Source organism: Lactiplantibacillus paraxiangfangensis (assembly GCF_036246185.1).
GTDB lineage: Bacteria > Bacillota > Bacilli > Lactobacillales > Lactobacillaceae > Lactiplantibacillus > Lactiplantibacillus paraxiangfangensis.
Map to the genome: position 1 here is coordinate 1 of NZ_BTPW01000033.1, position 25,413 is coordinate 25,413.

At 45.3% G+C, this 25,413-nt stretch carries 25 protein-coding genes; 21 read left to right on the forward strand and 4 right to left on the reverse strand.

The genetic code is table 11. From position 1 onward, the window contains the following. Both AAA939_RS13650 and AAA939_RS13655 read right to left on the reverse strand, forming a co-directional pair. Positions 1-337 (reverse strand): transposase family protein (locus tag AAA939_RS13650; RefSeq protein ID WP_338230428.1); only part of this gene is annotated, 337 nt, incomplete at its 3' end. 247 nt (positions 338-584) lie between these two features. Further along, a complete protein-coding gene (locus tag AAA939_RS13655) occupies positions 585-1,433 on the reverse strand; it encodes an N-acetylmuramoyl-L-alanine amidase family protein (protein ID WP_338211350.1) in 849 nt (282 codons plus the stop codon). Between the two features lie 388 nt (positions 1,434-1,821). On the opposite strand from AAA939_RS13655, the gene hisS reads away from it, so the two are divergent. From hisS to AAA939_RS13705, 10 genes are all read left to right on the forward strand, one after another. Continuing rightward, the gene (gene hisS / locus AAA939_RS13660) at positions 1,822-3,105 is read left to right on the forward strand and encodes a histidine--tRNA ligase (RefSeq protein WP_338211349.1); all 1,284 of its coding nucleotides are present in this window, start codon (positions 1,822-1,824) and stop codon (positions 3,103-3,105) included. A 13-nt stretch (positions 3,106-3,118) separates the two neighbouring features. Continuing rightward, positions 3,119-4,912 (forward strand): aspartate--tRNA ligase, encoded by a 1,794-nt coding sequence (aspS, locus tag AAA939_RS13665; protein WP_338211348.1) that lies wholly within the window; start codon positions 3,119-3,121, stop codon positions 4,910-4,912. A 92-nt stretch (positions 4,913-5,004) separates the two neighbouring features. Beyond that, positions 5,005-5,535, forward strand: a complete 531-nt coding sequence (msrA, locus tag AAA939_RS13670; protein WP_338211346.1) for a peptide-methionine (S)-S-oxide reductase MsrA — start codon at positions 5,005-5,007, stop codon at positions 5,533-5,535. Positions 5,536-5,654: 119 nt separating this feature from the next. After that, the gene (locus AAA939_RS13675; RefSeq protein WP_057707250.1) at positions 5,655-6,530 is read left to right on the forward strand and encodes a YitT family protein; all 876 of its coding nucleotides are present in this window, start codon (positions 5,655-5,657) and stop codon (positions 6,528-6,530) included. A gap of 196 nt (positions 6,531-6,726) precedes the next feature. After that, complete coding sequence (locus tag AAA939_RS13680; protein WP_338211344.1) at positions 6,727-7,872, forward strand: CDP-glycerol glycerophosphotransferase family protein; 1,146 nt, start codon at positions 6,727-6,729, stop codon at positions 7,870-7,872. A gap of 40 nt (positions 7,873-7,912) precedes the next feature. Beyond that, complete coding sequence (locus AAA939_RS13685) at positions 7,913-8,731, forward strand: ABC transporter permease (protein ID WP_338211343.1); 819 nt, start codon at positions 7,913-7,915, stop codon at positions 8,729-8,731. Between the two features lie 146 nt (positions 8,732-8,877). After that, complete coding sequence (locus AAA939_RS13690) at positions 8,878-9,774, forward strand: deoxyribonuclease IV (RefSeq protein WP_338211341.1); 897 nt, start codon at positions 8,878-8,880, stop codon at positions 9,772-9,774. Positions 9,775-10,021: 247 nt separating this feature from the next. Then, entirely contained in the window at positions 10,022-11,359 is a 1,338-nt protein-coding gene (locus AAA939_RS13695) for an MFS transporter (protein ID WP_338211339.1), read from the forward strand. 68 nt (positions 11,360-11,427) lie between these two features. Next, the gene (locus AAA939_RS13700) at positions 11,428-11,655 is read left to right on the forward strand and encodes a nuclear transport factor 2 family protein (protein ID WP_338211337.1); all 228 of its coding nucleotides are present in this window, start codon (positions 11,428-11,430) and stop codon (positions 11,653-11,655) included. Between the two features lie 199 nt (positions 11,656-11,854). Continuing rightward, complete coding sequence (locus tag AAA939_RS13705; protein ID WP_338211335.1) at positions 11,855-12,454, forward strand: NAD(P)H-binding protein; 600 nt, start codon at positions 11,855-11,857, stop codon at positions 12,452-12,454. 392 nt (positions 12,455-12,846) lie between these two features. Here the strand turns inward: AAA939_RS13705 and AAA939_RS13710 are convergent, their stop codons facing one another. Next, positions 12,847-13,662 (reverse strand): pyruvate, water dikinase regulatory protein, encoded by an 816-nt coding sequence (locus AAA939_RS13710; protein ID WP_338211333.1) that lies wholly within the window; start codon positions 13,660-13,662, stop codon positions 12,847-12,849. 230 nt (positions 13,663-13,892) lie between these two features. On the opposite strand from AAA939_RS13710, the gene rpsU reads away from it, so the two are divergent. From rpsU to rpoD, 11 genes are all read left to right on the forward strand, one after another. Then, the gene (gene rpsU, locus AAA939_RS13715; RefSeq protein ID WP_003638914.1) at positions 13,893-14,081 is read left to right on the forward strand and encodes a 30S ribosomal protein S21; all 189 of its coding nucleotides are present in this window, start codon (positions 13,893-13,895) and stop codon (positions 14,079-14,081) included. 47 nt (positions 14,082-14,128) lie between these two features. Further along, positions 14,129-14,572, forward strand: coding sequence for a GatB/YqeY domain-containing protein (locus tag AAA939_RS13720; RefSeq protein WP_057707242.1), 444 nt, complete (start codon positions 14,129-14,131; stop codon positions 14,570-14,572). A gap of 197 nt (positions 14,573-14,769) precedes the next feature. After that, entirely contained in the window at positions 14,770-15,741 is a 972-nt protein-coding gene (locus AAA939_RS13725) for a PhoH family protein (protein ID WP_338211328.1), read from the forward strand. Positions 15,742-15,752: 11 nt separating this feature from the next. Then, positions 15,753-16,232, forward strand: a complete 480-nt coding sequence (ybeY, locus tag AAA939_RS13730) for an rRNA maturation RNase YbeY (protein ID WP_338211325.1) — start codon at positions 15,753-15,755, stop codon at positions 16,230-16,232. Further along, complete coding sequence (locus AAA939_RS13735) at positions 16,216-16,629, forward strand: diacylglycerol kinase family protein (RefSeq protein WP_338211323.1); 414 nt, start codon at positions 16,216-16,218, stop codon at positions 16,627-16,629. The genes ybeY and AAA939_RS13735 overlap by 17 nt, the downstream gene beginning before the upstream one ends. Positions 16,630-16,642: 13 nt before the next feature. Then, positions 16,643-17,551, forward strand: a complete 909-nt coding sequence (gene era / locus AAA939_RS13740; protein ID WP_338230989.1) for a GTPase Era — start codon at positions 16,643-16,645, stop codon at positions 17,549-17,551. A gap of 30 nt (positions 17,552-17,581) precedes the next feature. Beyond that, on the forward strand, positions 17,582-18,352 hold the full coding sequence (gene recO / locus AAA939_RS13745) for a DNA repair protein RecO (protein ID WP_338211353.1): 771 nt from the start codon (positions 17,582-17,584) through the stop codon (positions 18,350-18,352). A 285-nt stretch (positions 18,353-18,637) separates the two neighbouring features. Beyond that, positions 18,638-19,537, forward strand: a complete 900-nt coding sequence (gene glyQ, locus AAA939_RS13750) for a glycine--tRNA ligase subunit alpha (protein ID WP_057707236.1) — start codon at positions 18,638-18,640, stop codon at positions 19,535-19,537. Then, positions 19,537-21,621: a glycine--tRNA ligase subunit beta gene (glyS, locus tag AAA939_RS13755; RefSeq protein ID WP_338211320.1), complete on the forward strand. Its 2,085-nt coding sequence runs from the start codon at positions 19,537-19,539 to the stop codon at positions 21,619-21,621. Before glyQ ends, glyS begins: the two co-directional genes overlap by 1 nt. Positions 21,622-21,877: 256 nt before the next feature. Continuing rightward, the gene (gene dnaG, locus AAA939_RS13760) at positions 21,878-23,743 is read left to right on the forward strand and encodes a DNA primase (RefSeq protein ID WP_338211351.1); all 1,866 of its coding nucleotides are present in this window, start codon (positions 21,878-21,880) and stop codon (positions 23,741-23,743) included. An 11-nt stretch (positions 23,744-23,754) separates the two neighbouring features. Beyond that, positions 23,755-24,861 carry an RNA polymerase sigma factor RpoD gene (gene rpoD, locus AAA939_RS13765; RefSeq protein WP_338211318.1) on the forward strand — a complete coding sequence of 369 codons (1,107 nt, stop codon included), beginning with the start codon at positions 23,755-23,757 and terminating at the stop codon, positions 24,859-24,861. A gap of 127 nt (positions 24,862-24,988) precedes the next feature. On the opposite strand, the gene AAA939_RS13770 is transcribed toward rpoD, so the two are convergent. Further along, positions 24,989-25,413: transposase (locus AAA939_RS13770; protein ID WP_338225973.1), on the reverse strand; the 425-nt coding region annotated here is incomplete at its 5' end.

The window sequence follows — 25,413 nt, forward strand, 5'->3', positions numbered from 1 at the left end:
AGATAATCATTTGCTTCGTATCTTCTGATATCTGGCAATGCGGTTTAACTAATGATGTTTGTGCGCTAAAAGTATGCTTACAGGATTTACACCGATAACGTTGCTTACGCAATTTTAAAATAATTGGTCGTTCTTTGACTGGGGGCATTCTGACATTAATTAGATTAGTCCCAAAACGTACTACTTCGGGCTGGCCACAAAGTGGGCAGTTCTTTAAAGGATAGGTCAGTTTAGCGTGAATGACCTGTTTGCTTGGATTACTACTATCAATATCAGTACAAATAATATTTGGGTCTTTAATTTGAAGAGTATCTTCGATAAAATGATTTTGGGACATCTTTTCTCACTTGCCTTTACTTTTACTTTGGTCGGTACGGGTGGTGCATTGGGGGAAGTTGTCCTTTTATTTTACACAAAAACTGGGTGTTGATGGATTTCCATCAACACCCAATATTCTAGAGCCTAAATTTCACGTGGTAGTGCCGTGCTAATTCTGGGTATCAATGAAGTCCCAAGACCAAAAAACACCTCAGAAATATTAGATTTCCGAGGTGTTTTTTTATCCGATTACGATTAAGAGAAAATCATTGGTTGGCAAAGTAAGTCGTGAGGCCGGCATACACGGCGTGGGCCACCTCGTTAGGGTATTGGCTAGAGCTGATGGTCTTAAAGTCGGACTTATCATTGATATAGCCTAATTCCATGAGGACGGCCGGAACCGAGTTGTCGCGAATGACTAGGAAGTCCCCAAAGTCAACGCCCTTGCTTTGGATCGGTAACGTCGAAGCATTCTTACTAAGGTCATTAGCAAGCGTCAATGAATTTGCCTTATGGTAATAGTAAGTTGTAATACCAGAAGCCTGGTTCTTTTCGGGCGAACTGTCAAAGTGGAAACTGATAAAGGCATCCGCGTGAAGCTTATTGGCAATCGCGGGCCGGGCACTCAGACCAACGTATTCGTCACTGTCACGAGTCATGACGACGTGAGCCCCCGCAGCCCGTAACCGTTTAGCAACGACCTTAGCGACGCGCAGCGTATACGTTTTTTCCATTTTCCCCTGACTGGAGAGTGCGCCGGAATCGGAGCCCCCGTGGCCGGGATCGAGGACGATGGTGGCTTCGGAAATTTTGGTCGTCCGCGTTAATTGGGTGTTGTGTTCGTTGACGAGCCAGCTGGCAATCCAGCCAAACTTATGATCCGCATAACGAACATATAGCCAGTTATTTTTGCGCTTAATAATGTGAACTTTGGTCCCTTTGGTCGTAGCGTCCGCAATGGCGTAGCTCATCCCGGGACCTTGGCGAATATTAACGTTTGCGATGTTCACCGTGGCGGTATTGTTCGTGGCGAGTAAAACCACGAAGCCAACCACGAGTCCGATGAAGACCAGCGAAACAGTTATTTGGCGCCAAAATTTTTTTAACACTTGCATGAATAGGTCACCAACTAAATTTAGTAATTGCGTTCTTCAGAATACTTTACCCAGTATACCAAAAAAATGATTTTTCGGCGGTAATTGCCATTATTTTACGAGCATCAGTTGACATTTCGGCGGTTTTCGTGTAGTTTTAATTGTAAGTTAATAAATCGACCGCAGAGAAAGTAAGAGCATTGTGCAACGCGTTAACCAGAGACCGGTAGTGCTGAGAATTCCGGATTGCGAGCAATGAGGAGACGCTTTTGAGGTGAACGGAACGTTCCGCCTGTGATTACAGACGTTATCAGATAGTACTCATAAAGGTGGTACCGCGCTAAAAGCGCCCTTGATTATATTCAGGGGCGCTTTTTTTGTCGATTTGATTAGAAGGAGGAAGTAACTAATGAGATACCAACGGCCAAAGGGCACCGCAGATATTTTACCCGGTGACAGTGAGAAGTGGCAGTACGTTGAACAAACGGCTCGCGACTTATTTAAGACCTATCAATTTAAAGAAATTCGCACGCCAATGTTTGAAAACTTTGAAGTTTTCTCACGTTCGGCTGGTGACACATCCGATATTGTGACTAAGGAAATGTACGATTTTCACGACAAGGGTGATCGGCATGTCACGCTCCGGCCAGAAGGTACGGCTGGTGTTGTCCGGGCTTTCGTGGAAAACAAGTTATACGGTCCACAAGTTCTAAAGCCTTATAAGGTTTATTACATGGGACCAATGTTCCGTTACGAACGGCCCCAATCAGGGCGGCTCCGTGAATTCCACCAATTAGGTGTGGAAGCTTTTGGGAGTGAAAGTGCCGCGTTAGACGTTGAAGTCATTGCAATGGGCTATAACTTACTTAAAAAGTTTGGCTTGAACGATTTAAAACTGGCTATCAATACGTTGGGCGACCAACAAACGCGTGATGACTACCGACAAGCGTTGATCGATTACCTGGAACCACACTTTGAAGAACTAAGTGATGACTCCAAGGAACGGTTACACAAAAACCCATTGCGGGTCTTAGATAGTAAGGCGCCAGAAGATCAGAAGTTTGTGGCGGACGCCCCTTCAATTCTGGATTACTTAACGCCAGAAGCTAAGGACCACTTTGACCAAGCGAAGGCTTACTTGGAAGCTTTGGACATTCCTTACGAAGTTGACGCAACGATGGTGCGTGGGCTGGATTATTATAACCATACGATTTTTGAAATCATGACGAACTCTAAGTCGCTTGGCCAAGGTTACACGACGATTTGTGCGGGTGGCCGTTACAACGGGTTAGTTAAAGAACTCGGCGGTCCCGAAGTCTCTGGTGTCGGGTTTGGCCTGGGGGTTGAACGTTTGTTGGTCTTAATGGACGCTGAAAACGTGGCCGTTCCAACGGACGATTCGTTGGACGTTTACGTTGTTGGTATTGGTGAAACCGCCAGCGCCACAACTCTTAAGTTAGTTCAAGCTGTCCGGGAAGCTGGTTTCACGGCTGAACGGGACTACTTGGACCGCAAACCGAAAGCACAATTCAAGAGTGCGGACCGGTTGAATGCGCGTTATACGATGACGGTTGGCGAAACCGAAATGGCTGATCAAGTCGTGAATATGAAGGAAATGGCGACTGGTGAAGAACGCCAAGTTGCCATGGCCGATATTTTTAACCATGTTGATCAAATTTTAACTAGCAAATAAGGAGGAATTTTTAATGAAAAGAACGACTTATGCGGGCCTAGTTAATGAAGATTATTTAGGTCAAGAAGTCACTTTACAAGGCTGGGTACAAAAACGCCGGGACCTTGGGAGCTTGATCTTTATTGATTTACGGGACCGTGAAGGCATCGTCCAATTAGTTTTCAGTCAAGAATTTTCACAGGACGCCTTGGACGTTGCGGATCAATTACGTAGCGAATACGTGATTGAAGTTCAAGGAAAAGTGGTTGACCGAAACGCCGATGCAATTAATGATCGGATGAAGACTGGGAAGGTGGAAGTTGAAATCCACTCGGCCAAGATCTTAAATAAGGCCAAAACCCCACCATTCTACATTCAAGATAACATCAACGTTTCAGACGAATTACGGTTGAAGTACCGTTACTTAGACTTACGTCGGCCTGAAATGCAACGCGGCTTAAAGATTCGTAATGGGATCACTAAGGCTGCGCACCGTTACTTTGATGACAACGAATTTTACGATATTGAAACGCCATTTTTGACGAAATCAACACCAGAAGGGGCCCGTGACTACTTAGTACCATCACGGATCTATCAAGGTCACTTCTATGCGTTACCACAATCACCACAACTCTTTAAGCAGTTATTAATGGGTGCCGGTTTCGACCGTTATTACCAAATTGCCCGTTGTTTCCGTGATGAAGACTTACGTGGGGACCGTCAACCTGAATTTACGCAGATTGATATGGAAACGTCCTTCTTAACGGCCGAAGAAATTCAGTCGTATACGGAAGGGTTAATCCAAAAAGTCATGAAAGACGTTAAGGGGATTGACATTAAGGCACCATTCAAACGGATTACGTGGCAAGAATCCATGGACCGCTTTGGTTCTGAAAAACCTGACATTCGTTTCGGGATGGAATTAAAGGACATGGCGGATGCCGTTAAGAACGCTGGCTTTAAGGTCTTTGACAATGCTCTTGAAGCTGGTGGCCAAGTTAAAGCGATCGCTGTACCGGGTGGCGCTGACAAGTACTCCCGTAAACAGATTGACGCCTACACGGAATACGTAAAGCGCTTTGGCGCAAAGGGCTTAGCCTGGATGAAAGTTACTGAAGACGGATTTAGTGGCCCGGTCGCAAAATTCTTTAAGAATGATGGCGATTTTGAAGCCATTACGACGGCAGCCGAAGCTAAAGCGGGTGACTTATTGTTATTCGCTGCGGACAAGTTCAAAGTCGTTGCGGACACTCTTGGTTACTTGCGGAAAGCCATTGCCAAGGAATTAGACTTGATTGACGAAAATCAATACGCCTACCTATGGGTCGTTGACTGGCCACTCTTTGAATACGATGAAGGGATCGAACGTTGGGTACCAGCGCACCATCCATTCACGATGCCAAATGAAGAAGATGTTCACTACTTAAACGAAGGTGAAGATCCTCATAAAGCGCACGCACAGTCTTACGATATCATCTTGAACGGTTACGAATTAGGTGGTGGGTCAATCCGGATCCATACCCGTGAATTGCAAGAGAAGATGTTCAAGGCGCTTAACTTCACCAAGGAACGTGCACAAGAACAGTTTGGCTTCTTACTAGACGCCTTAGACATGGGATTTCCACCTCATGGCGGTTTAGCAATCGGGTTAGACCGTTTCGCAATGTTGTTATCTGGTAATGACAACATTCGTGAAGTGATTGCCTTCCCTAAGAACTCCAAGGCTTCCGAACCGATGACGAACGCACCGGCAACGGTTTCCGACCAACAATTGGCCGACTTGGATCTTCTGATTACGAAACAACCAGACGAAGAGACTCAAGACTAAGTTATCTCAGCGAAAGAACGTCCAATCCAGCGATTGGACGTTCTTTTTGGTTAGTGTTAAATTTATATTAAAACTTAATTGGAGGAATCTTAATGGAAACAGCAATTTTTGCGGGTGGATGTTTCTGGTGCATGGTAAAGCCGTTTGACCAGCTAGCTGGGATTGAGCAGGTCGTTTCGGGTTATACTGGCGGCCACACGGAGAATCCTACTTATCAGCAAGTTAAGGCGCACACGACGGGCCATACTGAAGCGGTTAAAATTACGTTTGACCCCGAAGTGATTAGTTATGCGCAATTGGTTGAGATTTATTGGCACCAGACGGACCCAACCGATGCGATGGGCCAATTTCAAGACCGGGGTGATAACTATCGGCCGGTCATCTTTGTCAACAGTCCGGCCCAACGTCAGGTCGCTGAAGCCTCGAAAGCAGCGCTACAAGCTAGTGAACGCTTTGAACAGCCAATCGTGACGACCATTGAAGACGCGGGGCCGTTTTATCCAGCTGAAGCGGAACATCAGCAGTTTTATAAAAATAATCCGGTCGTCTTTGCTGAACAAGAAGCGGGTGGCCGGGCTGATTTCGTCGCTAAAAAGTGGGCAACAACGCCGAAGGTTGATTAACAAAATGTGGATTTGCTGAGAACTGTGAGACTTCTGGTAGAAAATTGTAAAACCGCGTCAGTTAGCGGTTAAGCGTGTTACAATAGCGAAAGCAAAAACGTAAAGGAGCACTCAAATTCATGGATGATTTTCAGCAGTTATCCAAGCATCATCGTGACGTGGTCAAGGCGTCAACGGCCTTCATCTACGCTATCCTAGTGTCCATTGCAATGAATTACTTTTGGACACCAGGTCACATTTATTCATCCGGGATTACCGGTTTAGCCCAACTATTTAATAGTTTAATGTCCAAATTCTTACCATTTGAACTGTCAACAGCGGCTCTGTTGTTCCTGTTAAACGTGCCAATGTTTATCATCGCGTGGCGTTCAATCGGTCATCGGTTTACGATGTATACGTTTTTAGCCGTTGCCTTGTCTAGTATTATGATTAAGGTGATCGCGCCGGTTGGTTTGACACATGACCCAATCATCTGTGCGATTTTTGGGGGTGCTGTGAACGGTTTTGGGACCGGGACCGCACTTAAAAATGGTATTTCGACCGGTGGGCTGGATATTATTGGGATCGTCTTGCGCCGGAAGACGGGCCGCAGTATCGGGACCATAAATATGGCGTTTAATTCAATCATTATCGTGGCTGCCGGATTCGTTTACGGCTGGCCATACGCGTTTTATTCCGCCTTGGGACTCTTTGTGAACGGTCGGGTCATTGACATGACCTATACGCGTCAGCAAAAGATGCAGGTGATGATCATTACGAGTCGCCCGAAGACGGTGATCGATAGTGTGCAGAACCGAATTCGCCGTGGGGTGACCATTGTGCATAATGCTGAGGGTGCTTACCAACATGACGATAAGACAATTCTTTTTACCGTAATTACGCGTTATGAGATGCCGGAATTAAAGGCCGCAATGGCGGAGTCTGATCCACACGCCTTTGTCAGCATTTCGGATACGGTTAAAATTTTGGGCCACTTTTACGAACCTAAACCATAAAACCTGGAAATCAATAAAGATATTATCAATAACGGGGCTAGTAGCAGAAGACTACGGCCCCGTTATTTTTGGGACTAACAATTAGTTTTATTTAAGAAAAAGTAATTATTAAGCAACGATAAAGTAATTCATGTTTAGAAGGGGTGTAAAAGTAAAATATGATATAATCAATTGTTGTATTTAACAGTGTGAAAGGGTGGCCGGTTTGAAAAAAGAAATCTATGTCTGGCTAATTAGAATTATTTCGTGGTTAGCGCACTTTAAGACATCGAACCACGTCATTTATTTAATGAGTTTCGCGGATAACCTTGATTTTATTCGGCAACTGAATAAACGGGTGCCAAATCGGTTGACAGTTTACTATTTGCCGTCCGCGCAGTCGGGTGCGGCCAAGCTTGCAAGGGATGGCATCGCAACGGAGGCTTTTCACGATTCGCTGGGTTTCGTATTCACCGGGATTCCAGTGTTAACGCGGGCAGCGGACCTGTACGTCGATAATTACTACGCTTTTACGGCCGGGGTCTACCGGCATCGCCATCAGCGGGTGATTCAACTATGGCACGCTGGCGGAGCCGTCAAGGCGTTTGGTTGGGGTGACCCGCAAACTTCTGAGCGTTCGGCTGGTGATCAGCGCCGTTTTCAAGCCGTTTATAATCACATTACGGACTTTGTGGTCGGTTCTGACAAGATGGGGCAGGTTTTTGCGGACAGTTATCACGTGCCAATGAGCCGGATGCAGATGTTGGGTTATCCACGCTCAGACCGCTATCGACAAACTGGTTGGATTGAAACCACCCGGGCAGCAATTTATACTCAGCATCCTGAATTGAAGGGCTGTGAGTTGATCTTGTACGCCCCAACTTATCGGGCGGGGGTTCAATTTGACTTGCCGGCTGATTTCAAAGCGCTTCGGTTGGCACCCAATCAGCGGTTGATCGTAAAGCTACACCCGCACTTAGCGCAACAAGCGTCGGCGCTCCAGGCGCAGTATCCTGACCTAATAACGGCGGTACCAGAATTTAGTACCGACGAGCTGTTAACGGTCACCAATACGTTAATTAGCGACTATTCGTCCGTTATTTTTGACTATGCACTCTTGCCAAATTGCCAGAAAATGGTATTCTATGTCTTTGACTGGCAAAGTTTCAATCAAGCGGTCGGACTGCAGGCAGACTTCAAAACGTGGGCGCCGGGACCGATGGTGACCACGACGGTTGCACTGAATGACGAATTAGCGACACCCGCTGCAGCACCACGGGTCGCAGCGTTTAATCAGCTGTGGAACACGTACAATGATGGTCACGCGACTGAGCGGACTTTAGCTTACTTTTATCCAAAATAAACTAGTTATGTCACAATGAAAGATAGGAAGTGTCAGTGCCTTGAAAGAGGTCGTATCAATAATTAAGGAACAATTCCAGAATTGGGGCATCATTTGGCGGATCTCCAACTATGAAGATCAAGCTAGCTATCAAAACCACTACTTGGGATTAGCCTGGGAATATTTATACCCGTTAATTCAAATCGGGATTTACTGGATCGTCTTTAGTGGTGGCTTTAAAAAAGGTAGCAATCTCGATGGGGTGTCCTACTTAATGTGGATGGTTATCGGGATTACCCCTTGGTTCTTCATGAACCGGGCAATTTTGGACGGTTCCAAGAGTATTTATCAGCGGGTCAACATGGTGTCTAAAATGAAGTTTCCGGTTTCGGTATTACCTTCGATTCGGATTGTTGGTAACTTAAACTCCTTCTGGACGATGCTGGTGTTCTCAATCGCACTGGGTTTCTTTAATGGCGTTTACCCCGCTGTACAGTGGTTGCAATGGATCTACTACTTCATTTGCATGATGGCACTGATGTTTGCATTAAGCATTTTTAATTCAACTGTTTCCGTGTTAGTTCGGGATTGGCAGATCTTATTGCAATCCTTGATGCGGATGCTGTTCTACTTATCAGGTGTTTTGTTCAACTTCCAAACAACTGGTTTTCCGGCGCCGTTTGTCCGGATCTTACAGTTAAATCCGTTCTTCTACGTGATCAACGGGTTTCGGAATTCGATGTTCCACCAAGGGTCAGACAGTTACATGTGGAGTCAGCCGATTTTAACCCTTATTTTCTGGGGCGTCGTGCTCTTCTTCTTGTTGATTGGTTCGCACCTGCATTACAAGTTCCGGTCTCGGTTCGTTGACATGATTTAATTTTAAAAACGACAATGGTTGCGTCGGTTAATGCCGAAGCGACCATTTTTTTGTATAATGAAGTAGGCGCACTATTTAGTTGGGTACCGGGGTGATTTGGCAATCATGCCAGTGTTATTTTAATCATGAGTGAAGGATGGGATGTTATGTTACGACTTGGATCACACGTATCAATGAAAGCACCAAAGATGTTACTGGGTTCTGCGGAAGAGGCAGCCAGTTACGGGGCGAACACCTTTATGATCTATACGGGCGCACCGCAAAATACGCGTCGTAAACCAATTGATGAATTAAACATTGCCGCGGCCCAGCCGGTCATCGCGGCCAATGATCTGCAACAGATCGTGGTCCACGCACCGTACATTGTGAACCTTGGTAATACGACTAAACCCGGGTATTTTGAGTTTGCAACGGACTTCTTGTATCATGAAATCGAGCGGGCTGAAGCGGTTGGGGCGACCCAATTAACCTTGCATCCCGGTGCTCACGTTGGTGCGGGTGCTGACGTTGCCATTGCTCAAATCGTGAAGGGTTTAAATGAAGTCATTCGTCCTGACCAAAAGATTCAAATTGCGATTGAAACGATGGCGGGCAAAGGGACTGAGGTTGGCCGGACGTTTGAAGAAATCGCGGCCATGATTGACGGGGTTACCCACAATGAAAAATTGTCGGTGACGTTTGATACTTGTCATACGAGTGATGCGGGTTATGATATTAAAAATGACTTTGACGGTGTCTTAAATGAGTTTGATCACGTGATTGGCTTAGACCGTTTAAAGGTTGTTCATTTGAACGATTCCAAGAATCCCCAGGGCGCACATAAGGACCGTCATACGAATATCGGGATGGGGACCATTGGCTTTGACGCCTTGAACTATGTTTGCCACCACCCACAACTAGATAATATTAGTAAAATTTTGGAAACACCGTACGTTGGTGAAGACAAGAAACACCAACACGCGCCTTATAAGTATGAAATTGCCATGCTACGGGCTGGTCAATTCAACGAAAATCTACTTGATGACGTTGAAAATGAGCGGTAAAACATACTAGCGGTCAGGTTGAGTTGTAAGCTAATCCACATGCAGTCGTGGGACCGGGCCAAGCCTGAGAAGCGTCTTGCCCCTCGCAACCGATGCCATTATTAAAAGCAAATTAATCCGACGTTCTGACTAAACCAAGTCAGGGCGTTTTTTTGTGGTTTCCTAAAAAATTTCAAATTTTTCCTTGCCTTGCAGTAGCTTCAAGGGGCTAAACTGCATTTATTCACTTAAAGACAAGGAGTACAACATGACTAAAAACAAACGTTTTGACTGGATTCTATTAATTATTCTATTCAGCTACTTTATGATTTTACTGGATAATTCGATTATCTTTACGGGAACGGTGAAAATCGCCCAAGAATTACGACTGAACCAACAGACCCTTTCCTGGGTCAGCAGCGCGTACTCGTTGACCTTTGGTGGGTTCCTACTACTCGGTGGTCGCGCTGGGGATTTATTTGGACGCCGTCGAGTTTTTGAAATTGGCTTGATTATCTTTGGATTAGGTTCGCTGATCGTTGGGTTAGCGGTTAACGCCCCAATGATTATTGCTGCCCGTGCTTTTCAAGGGATTGGCTCAGCCATTTTGGCACCCACAACGCTGGCTATTTTGATGGATACTTATGAAGGCCCGGCCCGGGTTCGCGCAATTGCGTATTACGGGGCGATGGCGGGGATTGGCGCCAGTGTGAGTTTAGTTATCGGTGGGATCTTTGCCAGTTTATTAACTTGGCGGGTCGGCTTTTTCATCAATGTGCCGATTAGTATTTGGATGTTTTACTTGGCGATTCGCCATTTGAAGGCCGACCATGGACAAGCTGATGGCAAACTCGACTGGGTTGGTACGATTACGTCACTTATCGGGATGAGTGCTTTGGTTTATAGTATTGTCGGGACTTGGGCGAAGCTACCAGCCTTGGTTTTAGCCATTGTGATGTTAATGGGGTTCATTTACCAGGAATGGAAAACGGCGCAACCAATCATGCCGCTACGCCTATTTGCGGACCGTGAACGGGTTGGGGCGTATATTGGCCGCTTCCTGTACTTGGGCGCAATGTTGGGCTTTTGGTTTATTACGCCGCAATTGATGCAAAATCAGTTAGGTTTTAGCGCTTTGATGGCGGGCATCGCTTTCTTCCCGTTGACCATCGTGAACTTTATTGTGGCGTTGCAAGTTGCTCGTTTGACGGCTAAATGGGGAAACGGTGGCTTACTTGTGATTGGAATTGGTCTGACATTATTAGGGATGTTTTGGCTGAGCTTCTTTGCGCCAAGTGTTGGCTACTGGTTGGGGATTGCGTTGCCGATGGTCGTTATCGGGATTGGGCAAGGCCTAGCGCTTAGTCCGTTCACCGCAGCTGGTGTGGCCCATACCCAGGGTGCTGATGCTGGGGCGGCTTCCGGCGTGGTCAACGTGATGCACCAGATTGGTGGTTCGGTGGGCTTGTCGATTTTAGTGGCGGTTCAAAATATGACTAACAATTCGGTAGTTGGTTTTAGAAACGCCATTTTAACTGGGTCAGGATTATTGCTCCTAGCCTTGTTGGCGGCAATTTTCTTAATTGTCCCGGGTGAAAGAAAATAACCCTTGCCTTAATGTCACTGCAAGGCTGTAAAATAAGGGCATGTTGATAACGAATACGGGTGATTATAATGGAAAATGAATTAATTTCAGTATATCGAAACTATAATTTGGCACTAGCGGCAGATGATGTTGACCAACTCGACCAACTGTTAGCGCCGCAATTTACACTGACGCACATGACTGGCTATGTTCAGCTGCGATCGGAATGGCTTAGTGAAATCAAAGAAGGTCAGATGGCTTACTTTGATTCGCAAGAAGATCACGTCACCGTTGACAAGCTGAGTGATGGCTGGTAAGTCACTGGCGAAAATCGGGTGACGGCTTCGATTCACGGGAGTGCCCGCCATGCCTGGCCGTTAAAAACGGTTATGACGATTCAACGGGTCGCGGAAAACTTACAAATTATCGCCGCGGTTGTGACGACGTATTAAAAGGCAATTTCAGTTTAGTATGTAAGATTAGAAATGAAACTAACTTTAAAAAGAAGGACAAAAAATGAAAAACGTTTTAATTATTGGAGCGACTGGCTCCGTTGGTTCAACGACGCGCGACTATTTTTTGACAAATAGTGCGGATCAATTAACCTTATTTGCACGCCACGCAGATCGCATTAAGGTTCAGTCAGACCGGGAAACGGCGATTCGGGGTGACGTGACTAATATCGATCAATTGGCAACCGCGATGGCCGGGCAAGACGTTGTTTTTGCCGCTTTAAGTGGCGATTTAAAGGCAATGGCAGAAAGTATTATTGCAGCGATGCATCAAGCCCAAGTAAAACGGTTGATCTTCATTACTTCCATGGGAATCTACAATGAAATTCCAGCTTACCTAGGTGCTGACGGCAACTTGGCTAGCAATCCAATGTTGCGTGGTTACCGAGCGGCTGCGGACGTTATCGAAGCGTCTGACTTAGCCTACACGATCGTACGGCCAGGTTGGTTTGACAACGGGGGCGACGATTATGAAGTGACGCAAAAAGGCGAACCGTTCGGCGGTCACAACGTGTCACGACGGGCCATTGCCGACTTAGTGATGCACGCCGCTGATGATGACGCCTACCTTAAGGCAAGTGTCGGAATTGACCGGCCAGAATAGTTTAGTTAGTAACTAAAGACATGATGAAAGTTAAATTTAAGGATTAAGTACTGTTGTATCAGTGTCTAAACCGATAAGAATTAGTTACTTGTAAGTTATTCCGGTTGCCACTGATGACATGCGGTCGTGGGACCGGGCCTAGCCTGAGAAGCGGTCTGGTCCCTCGTCTGAAACAGTTGCAAAATGCGCAACTGTTTCAGACCGTCCGTGGCCTAAGACCGGAAATTCGCCGGTCAAAGGCCACCTTCACGACCGATGCCATCAGTGGCAACCTCCGAGTGTCCGATTAGCACTTTCGATCTTTAGTTAGTAAGTTAACTATTTTTAATCGTAGAAAGCAAAAAAAGTGGCCCGGAAAAAATCCAGGCCACTTTGAGTTATATTTTAAATTGTTATTGATCCGCGTCGAAATTGCCGAGGCTTTCTGTAATGAGGGTCGCGGTCTCTTCAATTGATTTGTTGGCCACGTTAATGACTAAGCAACCAATCTTCTTGAAAATGTCGTCGGCATAGGCTAATTCGGCTTTGATTTTATCCGTGTTTGAATACATCGTGTCAGGATTGAGGCCGTATTGAACCATCCGTTGCCGCCGAATCGTGTTGAGCTTTTCGGGATCGTTGGTCAACCCAAAGATTTTTTTAGGATCAACTTTCCAAATTTCATCAGGAATCTGAGCTTTAGGAACGAGTGGTAAGTTGGCCACTTTTAAGTTGCGGTTTGCTAAGTACAATGACAATGGGGTCTTGGATGTCCGTGATACCCCTAATAAGACGACATCGGCTTCCAAAAAACCGGTGGGGTTCTTACCATCATCATAGGTAACGGCGAATTCAATCGCATTGATTCGATCAAAGTAGTTCGTGTTTAACGCGTGCACCGTCCCAGGGTGGTTCGATGGTTGGACGTGGGTGATGCCTGAGAAGGTATCCAATGCGGGGGTCATGACGTCATAGTAGGGTAATGAATGGGATTCACAGAATTGATTGACGGTTTGGCTAAGGTTTCGGTCAACAAAAGTGTGAAAAATCGCCGCGTGATTTTTTTCTGCTTGGACCAAAACAGTCTGTAATAAAGATTTAGTCCGAACAAACGGAAAGCGCTGATAGCGAATTTCGTATTCGGAAAATTGGGCGGCGGCAGCCTGAGCGACACTATGGGCCGTTTCACCGACGGAATCGGAGATAATATAAATTTTAATTTCTGACATAAAATTAACCTCATTTCGGTTCGATAATGTCTCCAGTGTAGCATAGCGCCGGGGTTATGAAAACGATTTACTGTCCGAATTAACAGACTTATTAACGATTATTTGTCAGAATTCTAAAACTTTTGTTGACGCCCTATTTTGATTTATGTATAATTTACTAGAACAGTTGCGTTATGTAAGTATGCATAATTTGACGGTTACTTTTTAAGCTCGGAGGGAGGGAATTTATTATGGCAAAAACAGTCGTTCGTAAAAACGAATCTCTTGATGATGCTCTTCGTCGCTTTAAACGTACCGTTTCAAAAAGTGGTACTTTACAAGAATACCGCAAACGGGAATTCTACGAAAAACCAAGTGTGAAGAAGAAGTTAAAGTCTGAAGCAGCTCGTAAGCGCAAGAACCGTCGTCGTTTCAAGTAATTTAGTAGGTGACTACTAAGTTTAACTTGTGATGAGGAGGGCAACCAATGAGTCTTACAGATGAACTCAATGGTGATCTTAAAGCTGCGATGAAGGCACGCGACAAGCAAAGCCTTAGTGTTTTGCGGATGCTCAAGGCTGCGTTGATGAATGAAAAGATCAACGTAGGTCGCGATTTAACGGCCGAAGAAGAGGTTAGCGTGATTTCACGCGAACTGAAACAACGGCGTGAATCATTAAGCGAATTCGAGAGTGCTAATCGTCAAGATTTAGTTGACGGTGTTAAAGCTGAAATTGCAATCGTTGAGAAGTACATGCCTAAACAATTGTCGGATGAAGAAGTTCGTCAAGTGGTGGCTGATGCCATTCAACAAATCGGAGCAACCGGTAAAGGTGACTTCGGTAAGGTGATGGGCGCAGTCATGCCTAAGCTGAAAGGCAAGGCCGATGGCAAACTGATCAACCAAACAGTTAAATCATTATTGAATTAACGGTTAAGCCGGGGAAGTGATTCCTCGGCTTTTTGTGTCCCGTTAATTGCGATTGACAGGCGGGCGGTCGTGCTGGTAGGTGGTGCATTTTTATGCTATGATTAGTTAACAAATACCCGTTTAAACGGCGTGGTTATGCTAACGGGTACCATTAGTAATGATGGTAACTAAATCTGTTTATAAAGGGGTTCACGTTTTTGACCGAAAACTCAAAATATGAACAAAAATTTCTGATTGCTGATCCAGCACAGTCAGTTGCACTGTTAGGCCCAGAAGATGCGCACTTGGCACTTCTAGAAGATGGCCTACACGTTAATTTACACGTGTTCGGTGACCAAATGACGATCAGCGGTGATGATGAAGCGGCCGTTCATAATACGCAAGCAGTCTTAGATAATTTAACTAGTTTGATTAAGCAAGGTATCCAAATTGGGGCACCCGATGTGATTAGTGCCATTAAGATGGTTAACCGGGGCACCTTGGATTATTTTAAGGACCTGTATTCGGAGACCTTGATTAAAGATAACCGAGGCCGTCCGATCAGGGTCAAGAACTTTGGTCAGCGGCAGTATGTTCAAGCCGTTGATAAGAGCGACATTACCTTTGGGATTGGTCCTGCTGGGACTGGTAAAACGTACTTAGCTGTGGTAATGGCGATTGCTGCCCTGAAACGCGGTGACGTTGAAAAGTTGATCTTGACCCGTCCAGCAGTTGAGGCTGGTGAAAGTTTAGGCTTTTTACCCGGTGACTTAAAAGAAAAAGTTGATCCATACTTACGACCCATCTATGACGCGCTTTATGACATCTATGGTGCCGAACATACCCAACGGTTGATGGACCGCGGTGTGATTGAAATTGCCCCATTGGCTTATATGCGTGGTCGGACGTTGGATCACGCCTTCGTGATTTTGGACGAAGCGCAAAATACAACGAATGCACAAATGAAAATGTTTTTGACCCGGTTAGGGTTTGGCGCCAAGATGATTGTCAACGGTGATATTTCACAAATCGATTTACCGCGTAATACAACTAGCGGTTTGATTCAAGCTGAACGCATCTTAGGCGGTATTAGTAACGTTTCATTCGTTAAGTTTACGGCGGATGACGTGGTTAGAAATCCAGTCGTGGCAAAAATCATTACGGCTTACGACAAGGTGGAACAAAAGTAAACGGAGGAATTATGGATTTAGAATTATATGATCAAACAACGCAAGGTGCGACGCCAGAACAATTAAAACTTGTCCGGGACTTGATTGATCTTGCGGGTCAAACGTTGAAATTAAAAGATGACACCGAGGTATCGGTGACGTTGATGAATAACGATGCCATTCAAAAAATTAACGAACAGTACCGGGGTGTTGACCGTCCAACCGACGTCATTAGTTTTGCAATGAGTGACGACGAAGATGATGATCCGATTATCATGGATCCGGAATTAGCTGAGGAACTCCCATTAAATTTGGGAGATATTATGATCTCGGTCGATAAAGTTGCTGAACAGGCAGCTTTTCTCGACCATTCGCAAGCCCGGGAACTCGGTTACTTAGTGGTGCATGGTTTTCTTCATTTGAATGGGTATGACCATTTAAAGCCGGCAGACGAAACAGAGATGTTTGGGTTGCAACGGCAAATTCTGGATGCTTATGGCCTCAAAAAATAGACCTGACCGGCTACAAGTCGGTAAAAACCATTCATTTTGGCAATCGTGGTTGCATGCCTGGAACGGGCTCAAGACGGTTGTTGTTGAGGAACGCAATATGCGGACACACTTGGTGTTGGGCGCAATTGCGTTGCTTTTCGGTTGGTGGGTCGGCCTAGACGCGAATCAGTGGCTTTGGTTATCCCTGGCAATTTTTATGGTGATGTTATGTGAGATCAATAACACCATTGCTGAAAACATTTGTGACTTAATTACGGGACCACATTACCAACCGCTAGCAAAAAAGGTGAAAGACATCGCAGCTGGTGCGGTCGTTTTTGCAGCGGCCTTTGCGGTGATCGTTGGTCTAATTCTATTTGTTCCCAAACTCTGGCCACTAGTAATGGCCTGGTTGTAGAAAGGAAAATTTCATGGCAGAAAATACGGCATTTCATTCCGGCTTTGTGGCGATCATCGGTCGTCCTAACGTCGGTAAATCAACACTATTAAATCGGATTGTTGGTCAAAAAGTGGCCATTATGTCCGACAAGGCCCAAACGACGCGTAATCGAATTCAAGGCATCTACACGACTAGCGATACCCAGATGGTCTTTATTGATACACCTGGGATTCACAAGCCCCACAGTCGCCTAGGTAACTTTATGGTTAAGTCAGCCCTATCAACGCTTGGCGAAGTTGACGCGGTGATGTTTATGATCAACGCGGATGAACGTCGTGGTGCGGGTGATAACTTCATCATCGACCGGTTAAAAAACGTTAAGAAGCCAATTTACTTAGTTATCAATAAGATTGATCAGGTCCATCCTGACCACTTGTTGGAGATCATGGACCAGTATAAGGATGCGTTACCTTGGAAAGACGTTTATCCAATTTCCGCATTAGAAGGAAATAACGTCGATGAACTGGTTGAAACGCTAAAAGAACGGTTACCAGAAGGACCACAATACTACCCATCAGACCAAATTACGGATCACCCGGAACGGTTCATTATTTCTGAATTGATTCGTGAAAAGGTCTTGGAATTGACGCGTCAGGAAGTTCCGCATTCAACAGCGGTGGTTATTGACTCGATCAAGCGCCAAGATGAAGAAAAGATTCACGTCCAAGCAACGATCATTATTGAACGGTCTTCGCAGAAGGGGATTATCATCGGTAAGGGTGGTAGTATGCTGAAACGAATCGGTTCAATGGCTCGTAAGGATATTGAGCACCTACTTGGTGATAAGGTCTACCTAGAACTATGGGTCAAAGTACAGGAAAACTGGAAGGATCGGCAAGACTTGTTAGCCAGCTATGGTTATCGGTCTGACGATTATTAATAAGTAGCAGGTGAGTAAATGGCCCAACAAATGATTACCAACTTTAACGGTATTCTACTGTTTCGGCGTGATTACCGCGAACGCGATATGTTGATCAAGTTTTTGACTGCGGAATACGGTAAGAAGATGTTTTTCATTCGGGGTGCCCGGCGCCGGGGATTCAAAATGGCCGCGGAGCTATTGCCGTTTACCATGGGTGAATACGTTGGTGACCTACGTGACGGGCTATCGTACATTAACAGCGTTAAATCTGTTCAGTATTTTGAAAACATCAGTCAGGATATCGCGTTAAACGCCTACGCAACCTACGTCATGAACTTGCTAGACGTTGCTTACCCGGATAATCAGCCGGTGGGGCGGTGGTATCAACAGCTGACTAGTGCGTTACAGTTGATCGACCAAAACGTGGCACCAGCGTTAGTTGCCAACGTTGTCGAAATCCAAATGCTGGGTGCGTTTGGGGTTGCTCCGGAATTACGCGGGTGCACAGTTTGTGGTCGGACCGACTTACCGTTTGATTTTTCGGAAAGTTACGGTGGGTTGCTCTGCCAACAACATTGGCATTTAGACCCACACCGGTTACACGCCAGTCAGGCGGCAATTTTCTATTTGCGACAATTTTCAGTCTTGGATTTGGCGAAAGTTCACTCGATCAAGGTGAAGCCGAATACCGCGACTGAGTTGCGCCGAATCTTGGATGAAATTTATAATAATTCAGTTGGATTACGGCTAAAGTCCAAGCGGTTTATTGATCAAATGGGTAGCTGGTATCAGCCGCTCAAACCGCGTGATGAAGATTGACAAAGCCCACGTCATCGGCTATGATTATGGAGAACTGAATAGTTAAGTGTTGATGAGAGAAAGTGAATTAGTTGGAACTTACAGTGAGGTCACGACGGTGAAAAGTGACCAGTTGAACTAGTTGATTGGCGCTCTCGGAGCTTTGTAAACATTAATCAAGCTGCTGAGGTTACTCAGAAGTAGGGTGGAACCGCGAAATCAATCGTCCCTATGTCGTTTTTTGAAACGGCAGGGGACTTTTTTTGTGGCTTTAACCATTCAGTCACTAATTTTGGGAGGAAAACCATGAGCAAAAAATTATCAGTGCAAGAGATCATTTTGACCTTGCAAAAGTTTTGGTCAGACCAAGGTTGCATGTTGATGCAGTCTTATGATACTGAAAAGGGTGCCGGGACGATGAGTCCGTACACTTTCTTACGGGCAATCGGACCAGAACCTTGGAACGCAGCCTACGTTGAACCATCACGGCGGCCAGCCGATGGACGCTATGGTGAAAATCCAAACCGGTTATACCAACATCATCAATTCCAAGTTGTGATGAAGCCATCACCTGAAAATATTCAAGACTTGTACTTACAAAGTTTGGAAAAATTAGGAATCAATCCCCTAGAACATGATATTCGGTTCGTAGAAGATAACTGGGAAAACCCATCCATGGGTTGTGCCGGTGTTGGTTGGGAAGTTTGGTTAGATGGAATGGAAATCAGCCAATTCACTTACTTCCAACAAGTCGGTGGTTTAGAAGTTGACCCGGTCACTTCCGAAATTACGTATGGTTTGGAACGCCTATCTTCTTATATTCAAGATGTTAACTCCGTCTTTGACCTCGAATGGGGCGATGGGGTTAAGTATGGCGATATCTTCTTGGAACCTGAATTTGAAAACTCCAAGTACGCCTTTGAAGATAGCAATGAAGACCTATTATTAATGCTCTTTGATGAATATGAAAAGGAAGCTAAGCGCCAAATCAAGAATGGTTTGGTTCACCCAGCTTACGATTATTGTTTGAAGTGTAGCCATACCTTTAACTTGATGGATGCACGTGGGATGGTCTCCGTTACGGAACGGGCCGGTTACTTAGACCGGATTCGGAACATGGCGAAGTCGATTGCCAAGGAATTCGTTGCGCAACGTGAAAAGCGGGGCTTCCCATTATTAAAACATGCACAGGAGGAGACGAAATAATGGCTAAAACTTATTTACTTGAAATCGGTTTGGAAGAAATGCCGGCACACGTCGTTACACCGAGTGTGTTACAACTTAAAGAACGGATGGCGAAGTTCTTAAAGGATGAACGCTTAAGTTTTGACACCATTAAACTGTTTTCGACCCCCCGTCGGTTGACCGTTGAAGTTAGCGGCTTAGATGACAAACAAGCGGACGTCAAAAAAGAAGTTCGTGGTCCTGCTAAGAAAATTGCTCAGGATGCGGACGGCAACTGGACTAAGGCGGCCATTGGGTTTTCAAAGGGTCAAGGCGCATCAACTGATGATATCGTCTTTAAAGATATCAAGGGGACGCCATACGTTTTCGTTCAAACGTTTACTGCTGGTAAGACGGCTAAAGAAGTCTTAGCTGCCGGCATTAAGGATGTCATCACTAAGATGAACTTCCCAACCATGATGAAATGGTCAACGTATAGCTTTAAGTATATTCGGCCAGTTCGGTGGTTAGTTTCATTACTTGATGATGAAATCGTGCCAATCCAGATTTTAGATGTCAAGGCGGGTCGGACTAGTCGCGGTCACCGTTTCTTAGGCCACGACGTTGAAATCAAGACCGCAACGGACTACGAAGCTGATTTATCAAGCGTATTCGTTGTTGCTGACGCTGATAAGCGTAAAGCAACGATTCGCAAACAAATTGCCGCTTTGGCAGAGGAACACGACTGGCAAATTAAGGTTAACGAAGACTTGCTAGAAGAAGTTAACAACTTGGTTGAATACCCAACGGCCTTTGCAGGTGACTTTGATACGAAGTACCTGACGATTCCAGACGAAGTATTGATCACGTCAATGCGGGATCACCAACGGTTCTTCTACGTGACGGATGAACAAGACAACTTGTTACCACACTTTGTTTCGGTTCGTAACGGAAACAGTGATCACTTAGAAAACGTGGCGCGTGGGAATCAAAAAGTCTTAACGGCCCGCTTGGAAGACGCCGCTTTCTTCTTCCATGAAGACCAACAACACTCCATTCAGGAATACGTTGAACGGCTTAAAAAAGTTAGTTTCCATGACAAGATTGGGACGATGTACGAAAAGATGCAACGGGTCATGTATATCAGTGGCTACCTAGCTGATCAATTTGGTCTGTCCGAGACCGAAAAGAACCAGTTGCACCGCGCAGCACAAATCTATAAGTTTGACCTTGTTACGGGGATGGTTGGCGAATTCCCTGAATTACAAGGGGTTATGGGTGAAAAGTACGCTGAATTGAAGGGTGAAAACCCAGCAGTTGGCCAAGCAATTCGTGAACACTACATGCCAATTAGTGCGGACGGTGCGCTACCACAATCAAAGGTTGGGGCCGTTTTAGCCGTTGCGGATAAGATTGATTCAATCAGCAGTTTCTTTGCAGTTGGTTTGACACCCAGCGGTTCCAACGACCCGTTTGCTTTACGTCGCCAGGCCTTTGGGATCGTCCGGATCGTGCGTGACCAAGGTTGGGACTTCCCAATTCGTCAATTTGAAGCAGCCATTCAAAAAGAATTGGAAGCTCACGGCGCAACTTACAGCTTAGACTTTGCCAAACAAACAACGCCGGTTGCGGCATTCTTAACGGATCGGGTCAAGCAATGGTTCAGTAACCAGAAACTCCGTTATGATATTGTAGACACGGTCGTTAAGGGAAGTCGTCAGGATATTCGTGAAATGTTTAAGGCGGCCGACGTCTTAAATGCGCACCAGAATGATCCGAAGTTTAAGGATACCATTGAAGCTTTCACCCGCTTATTGCGGATCACGGCTAAGGCGGACTTAAGCGTCGATGACTTGACGGTTGACCCAAGTTTGTTTGAAAATGATGCGGAACAACACCTCTACGATGCCGTTGCCGAAGTTCAAAAGACAGTTACGGCGGATATGGCGATGGAAGACCGCTTTAAAGCTTTAGCTGGTTTGCGGCCATTAATCGTTGATTACTTTGAACAAACGATGGTCATGAGTAAAGACGAAGCCGTTCGTGACAACCACATCAAGCAGTTGTTGATCATTGCCAAGATGGTTAACGTGATGGGTGATCTGAACCAATTAGTCGTTAAATAGAAATTTAGCTTGTATAATAGAAGGAAGTCTCAGGGAAAGCTATCCGTGGGACTTCCTTTTTTTGCATGATTAGACAGACTTGACAGGAATGTCTAATAAGTGAGACTTATTGTTGCACTGCTGTCAAGCTTGTGGTATTATATATTCTGTAAAAGTTCGCACGTTAATAGTCGCATCCCGGTTAAAGTGGTGCGGCTTTTGATTGTTACGAATTGTTTGGTTGTTTTGTCGGACTTTAAAGAAATGGGGTGGCAAAGTGGCCAATCGAATTCCTGAAGATAAGGTTGATCAGGTTCGTTCCGCAGTGAACATTGCGGATTTTATCGGGCAGTATGTGCAGCTTAAGAAAGCCGGTAAAAACCTTTTTGGTTTATGCCCATTTCATGAAGAACGAACCCCTTCTTTTTCGGTTAATGAACAAAAACAAATTTTTCACTGTTTTAGTTGCGGCCGGGGTGGTAACGTCTTTTCGTTCATTATGGACTTAGAGAATTTATCCTTTCCCGAAGCCGTTGCAAAAGTGGCAGACTTTGGACACATTGAGTTGCCAGCCAGTTATACGGCACAGGCACAAGTTAGTACGCCCAAGGATCAGCAACAAGCGGACCTGCTGAAGTTGTATGCCGATAGTGCGAAGATGTATCAGCACATTTTGGTTAATACTGAGTTGGGAGAACCCGCACTAGATTATCTCCACCAACGTGGCCTAGATGACCAAACCATTGCGACTTTTGGTATTGGATACGCCCCTAAGAATCAATTGCTACTAGATTTCTTTAAGGAGCACGATATTGATTACCAGCTTTTACGGCAATCGGGTCTGTTCATTGAGAATCAAGAGGGGGAGTTGCGTGATCGCTTTGTCGATCGGGTGCTCTTTCCCATCAAGGATGCCAGTGGACGGGTCATTGCGTTTTCTGGCCGGATTCTAACGAAGTCACCAAATGAACCTAAGTATTTGAATAGTCCTGAAACGAAGCTATTTAATAAGCGTGACGTGCTTTTTAATTTCGATTTAGCGCGCGGCGCAATTCGTCAGCGGAAAGCGGTCGTTTTATTTGAAGGCTTCATGGATGTGATTGCCGCTTACCGGGCGGGAATTCAAAATGGGGTCGCTTCCATGGGGACGAGCTTGACTAACGAGCAGATCTACATGTTGGAGCGGGTGACCGATCAGTTAACGATTTGTTATGACAGTGATATGCCCGGGCAAAAGGCGACGGATCGAGCCCTTAAGTTGTTGGGTGACAACAGTCGTTTAAACCTGAGCGTGATTCAGATGCCTGACGGGATGGACCCGGATGAGTATCTGCGTAACGCGGGGCAAGAAAAGTTTGTGCAGGTGTTTGCGGATGGTAAGCAGACACCAACGGCTTTTGAAATGCGATATTTGCGTCACGACTTAAACTTGCAGAATACGCAGGATCAGTTGACGTACCTCGGTGCCGTCTTGCAACAATTAACGAAGCTGTCTTCGAGTGTGGAACAAGATCTCTATTTAAACCAATTGGTTCAAGAATTTGGCTTAGATAAGGACGACTTAAAACAGCAGTTACGGTCGTTGATTGGTCAACGGTCTGTCCAGCAATCACGCCAATCACCGCCCCCCGCACCAGCACCGATGACGCCACCGCCAATTGCGGTGACCGGTGAGACAAGTAACAGCGGCCCGCTTAGTCGGGTTGAAAAGGCTGAACGACTCTTGCTATACCGCTTATTGCATGATCACGACGTGTGGTTACGCGTGATGGCGGTCGCTGGGTTCCACTTCGTGCACGATCCGTACCAACAGATTCTGGTGTACGCAGAAGCGTACTTTAAGACGCATAATCAGTTTGACCTTGCTAATTTTACTGACTTTATGGCGGATACTAGTTTACAGCCAGTCTTAACTAGTTTGGAATTCATGGATATTGCGAGTGAGTCGTCAAAAGAAGAAGTTGCTGATTTAGTGAATGTCATTATGAATCAACAACCGCTCGTTGAACAAATTAATGGTAAAAAAGCCGAATTAACGGCGGCCAAGCAGATTGGAAATCACGATTTGGTGCAACAATTGACCTTGGCATTGATTGAGTTATACCGGAAACAACAGCAAGTACAGCAAGCTGACAATTTTTAGGAGGCTACTACATGGCAAAATCAAAAGCAACGGCAGCGTACGACAAAGCCGTTAAAGCATTAATTAAGGATTACAAGAAGACTGGTAGTGTTAAGTATGATGAACTATCAGATAAGATTGCGGCGCCTTACAAATTGGATGCCAGTGGTATTAATAAATTACTGCAAAAGGTTGAAGACGCTGGAATCAGTGTCGTTGACGAAAAGGGCGAACCAGATGCGCGGGCCGTTAAGAGTGTCAAAAAGGTCAGCAAGAAGGAATTAAGTTCTGCTGGTTCTTCGTCGGGGATTAAAATCAACGACCCTGTTCGGATGTACTTGAAGGAAATTGGCCGTGTTGATCTGTTAACAGCTGACGAAGAAGTTGCGTTGGCTTTACGGATCGAACAAGGTGATGAATCAGCTAAGCAGGAATTAGCAGAAGCTAACTTGCGGTTAGTTGTTTCCATCGCTAAGCGGTACGTTGGCCGTGGGATGCAATTCTTGGACTTGATCCAAGAAGGTAACATGGGATTAATGAAGGCCGTTGAAAAGTTTGATTATCGCAAGGGGTTCAAGTTCTCAACTTACGCCACTTGGTGGATTCGTCAGGCAATTACGCGTGCGATTGCTGACCAAGCACGAACGATTCGGATTCCGGTTCACATGGTTGAAACGATTAACAAGTTGATCCGGATTCAACGTCAATTACTTCAAGATTTAGGGCGCGAACCTACTCCTGAAGAAATTGGTGCCGAAATGGATATGCCAACGGAAAAAGTTCGTGAAATCTTGAAGATTGCACAAGAACCCGTTTCCTTGGAAACCCCAATCGGTGAAGAGGACGATTCACATTTGGGTGATTTCATTGAAGACCAAGATGCAACGTCACCTGCTGACGCTGCAGCGTACGAATTGCTCAAGGAACAATTGGAAGGCGTGCTTGACACGCTGACTGACCGTGAAGAAAACGTTTTGCGGTTACGTTTCGGACTAGATGATGGTCGGACTCGGACGCTGGAAGAAGTCGGAAAAGTCTTCGGTGTGACCCGTGAACGGATTCGTCAAATCGAAGCCAAGGCTTTACGGAAGTTACGGCACCCATCACGTAGTAAACAATTAAAAGATTTCTTGGAATAGTTTAATGCTCAAAAAGGGTCTCAATTCACTTACGAATTGGGGCCTTTTTGATTATCAAAAATAAATATTTTAATTAAATGGCTCTTTGTCAACGGCTGTTGATGAGGAACTTTATGAGGAAACCAATTCATTTTCGAATTGGTTTCCTTTTTTTGTTCTGAATTGTAAATTCAATCCGAATTCGTGTGTAAAAACGCGACCAATTTTTGTACCCGTACGCCGTCCGTTTGATTTGCTTTATTTTGCGATTAACGCCCTCTAAAGGGCCATTGGAGTAGGTACTTGCCATCATGTTTTTAATTAGAGACAGATGTTTACGATAGGTTTTAATGGTTGTTTCAAGCTGTGAACTGACTTTGTCAGTTCTACTTAAAGCTTCGATGAAACGTTGGTAATCTCTGGTTCTTAACGCATCCACTAAGGCATGCGCTGTAAAGTAAGTATTTTGAAAAATTGGATCCAGTTCTAAACCCTTTAAGATTAACTGTTCTTGAGTAAACCAGTCTTTTAGATGCGTAAACCATTGTGGTTTACGTGTTTCTAGATTTGAAT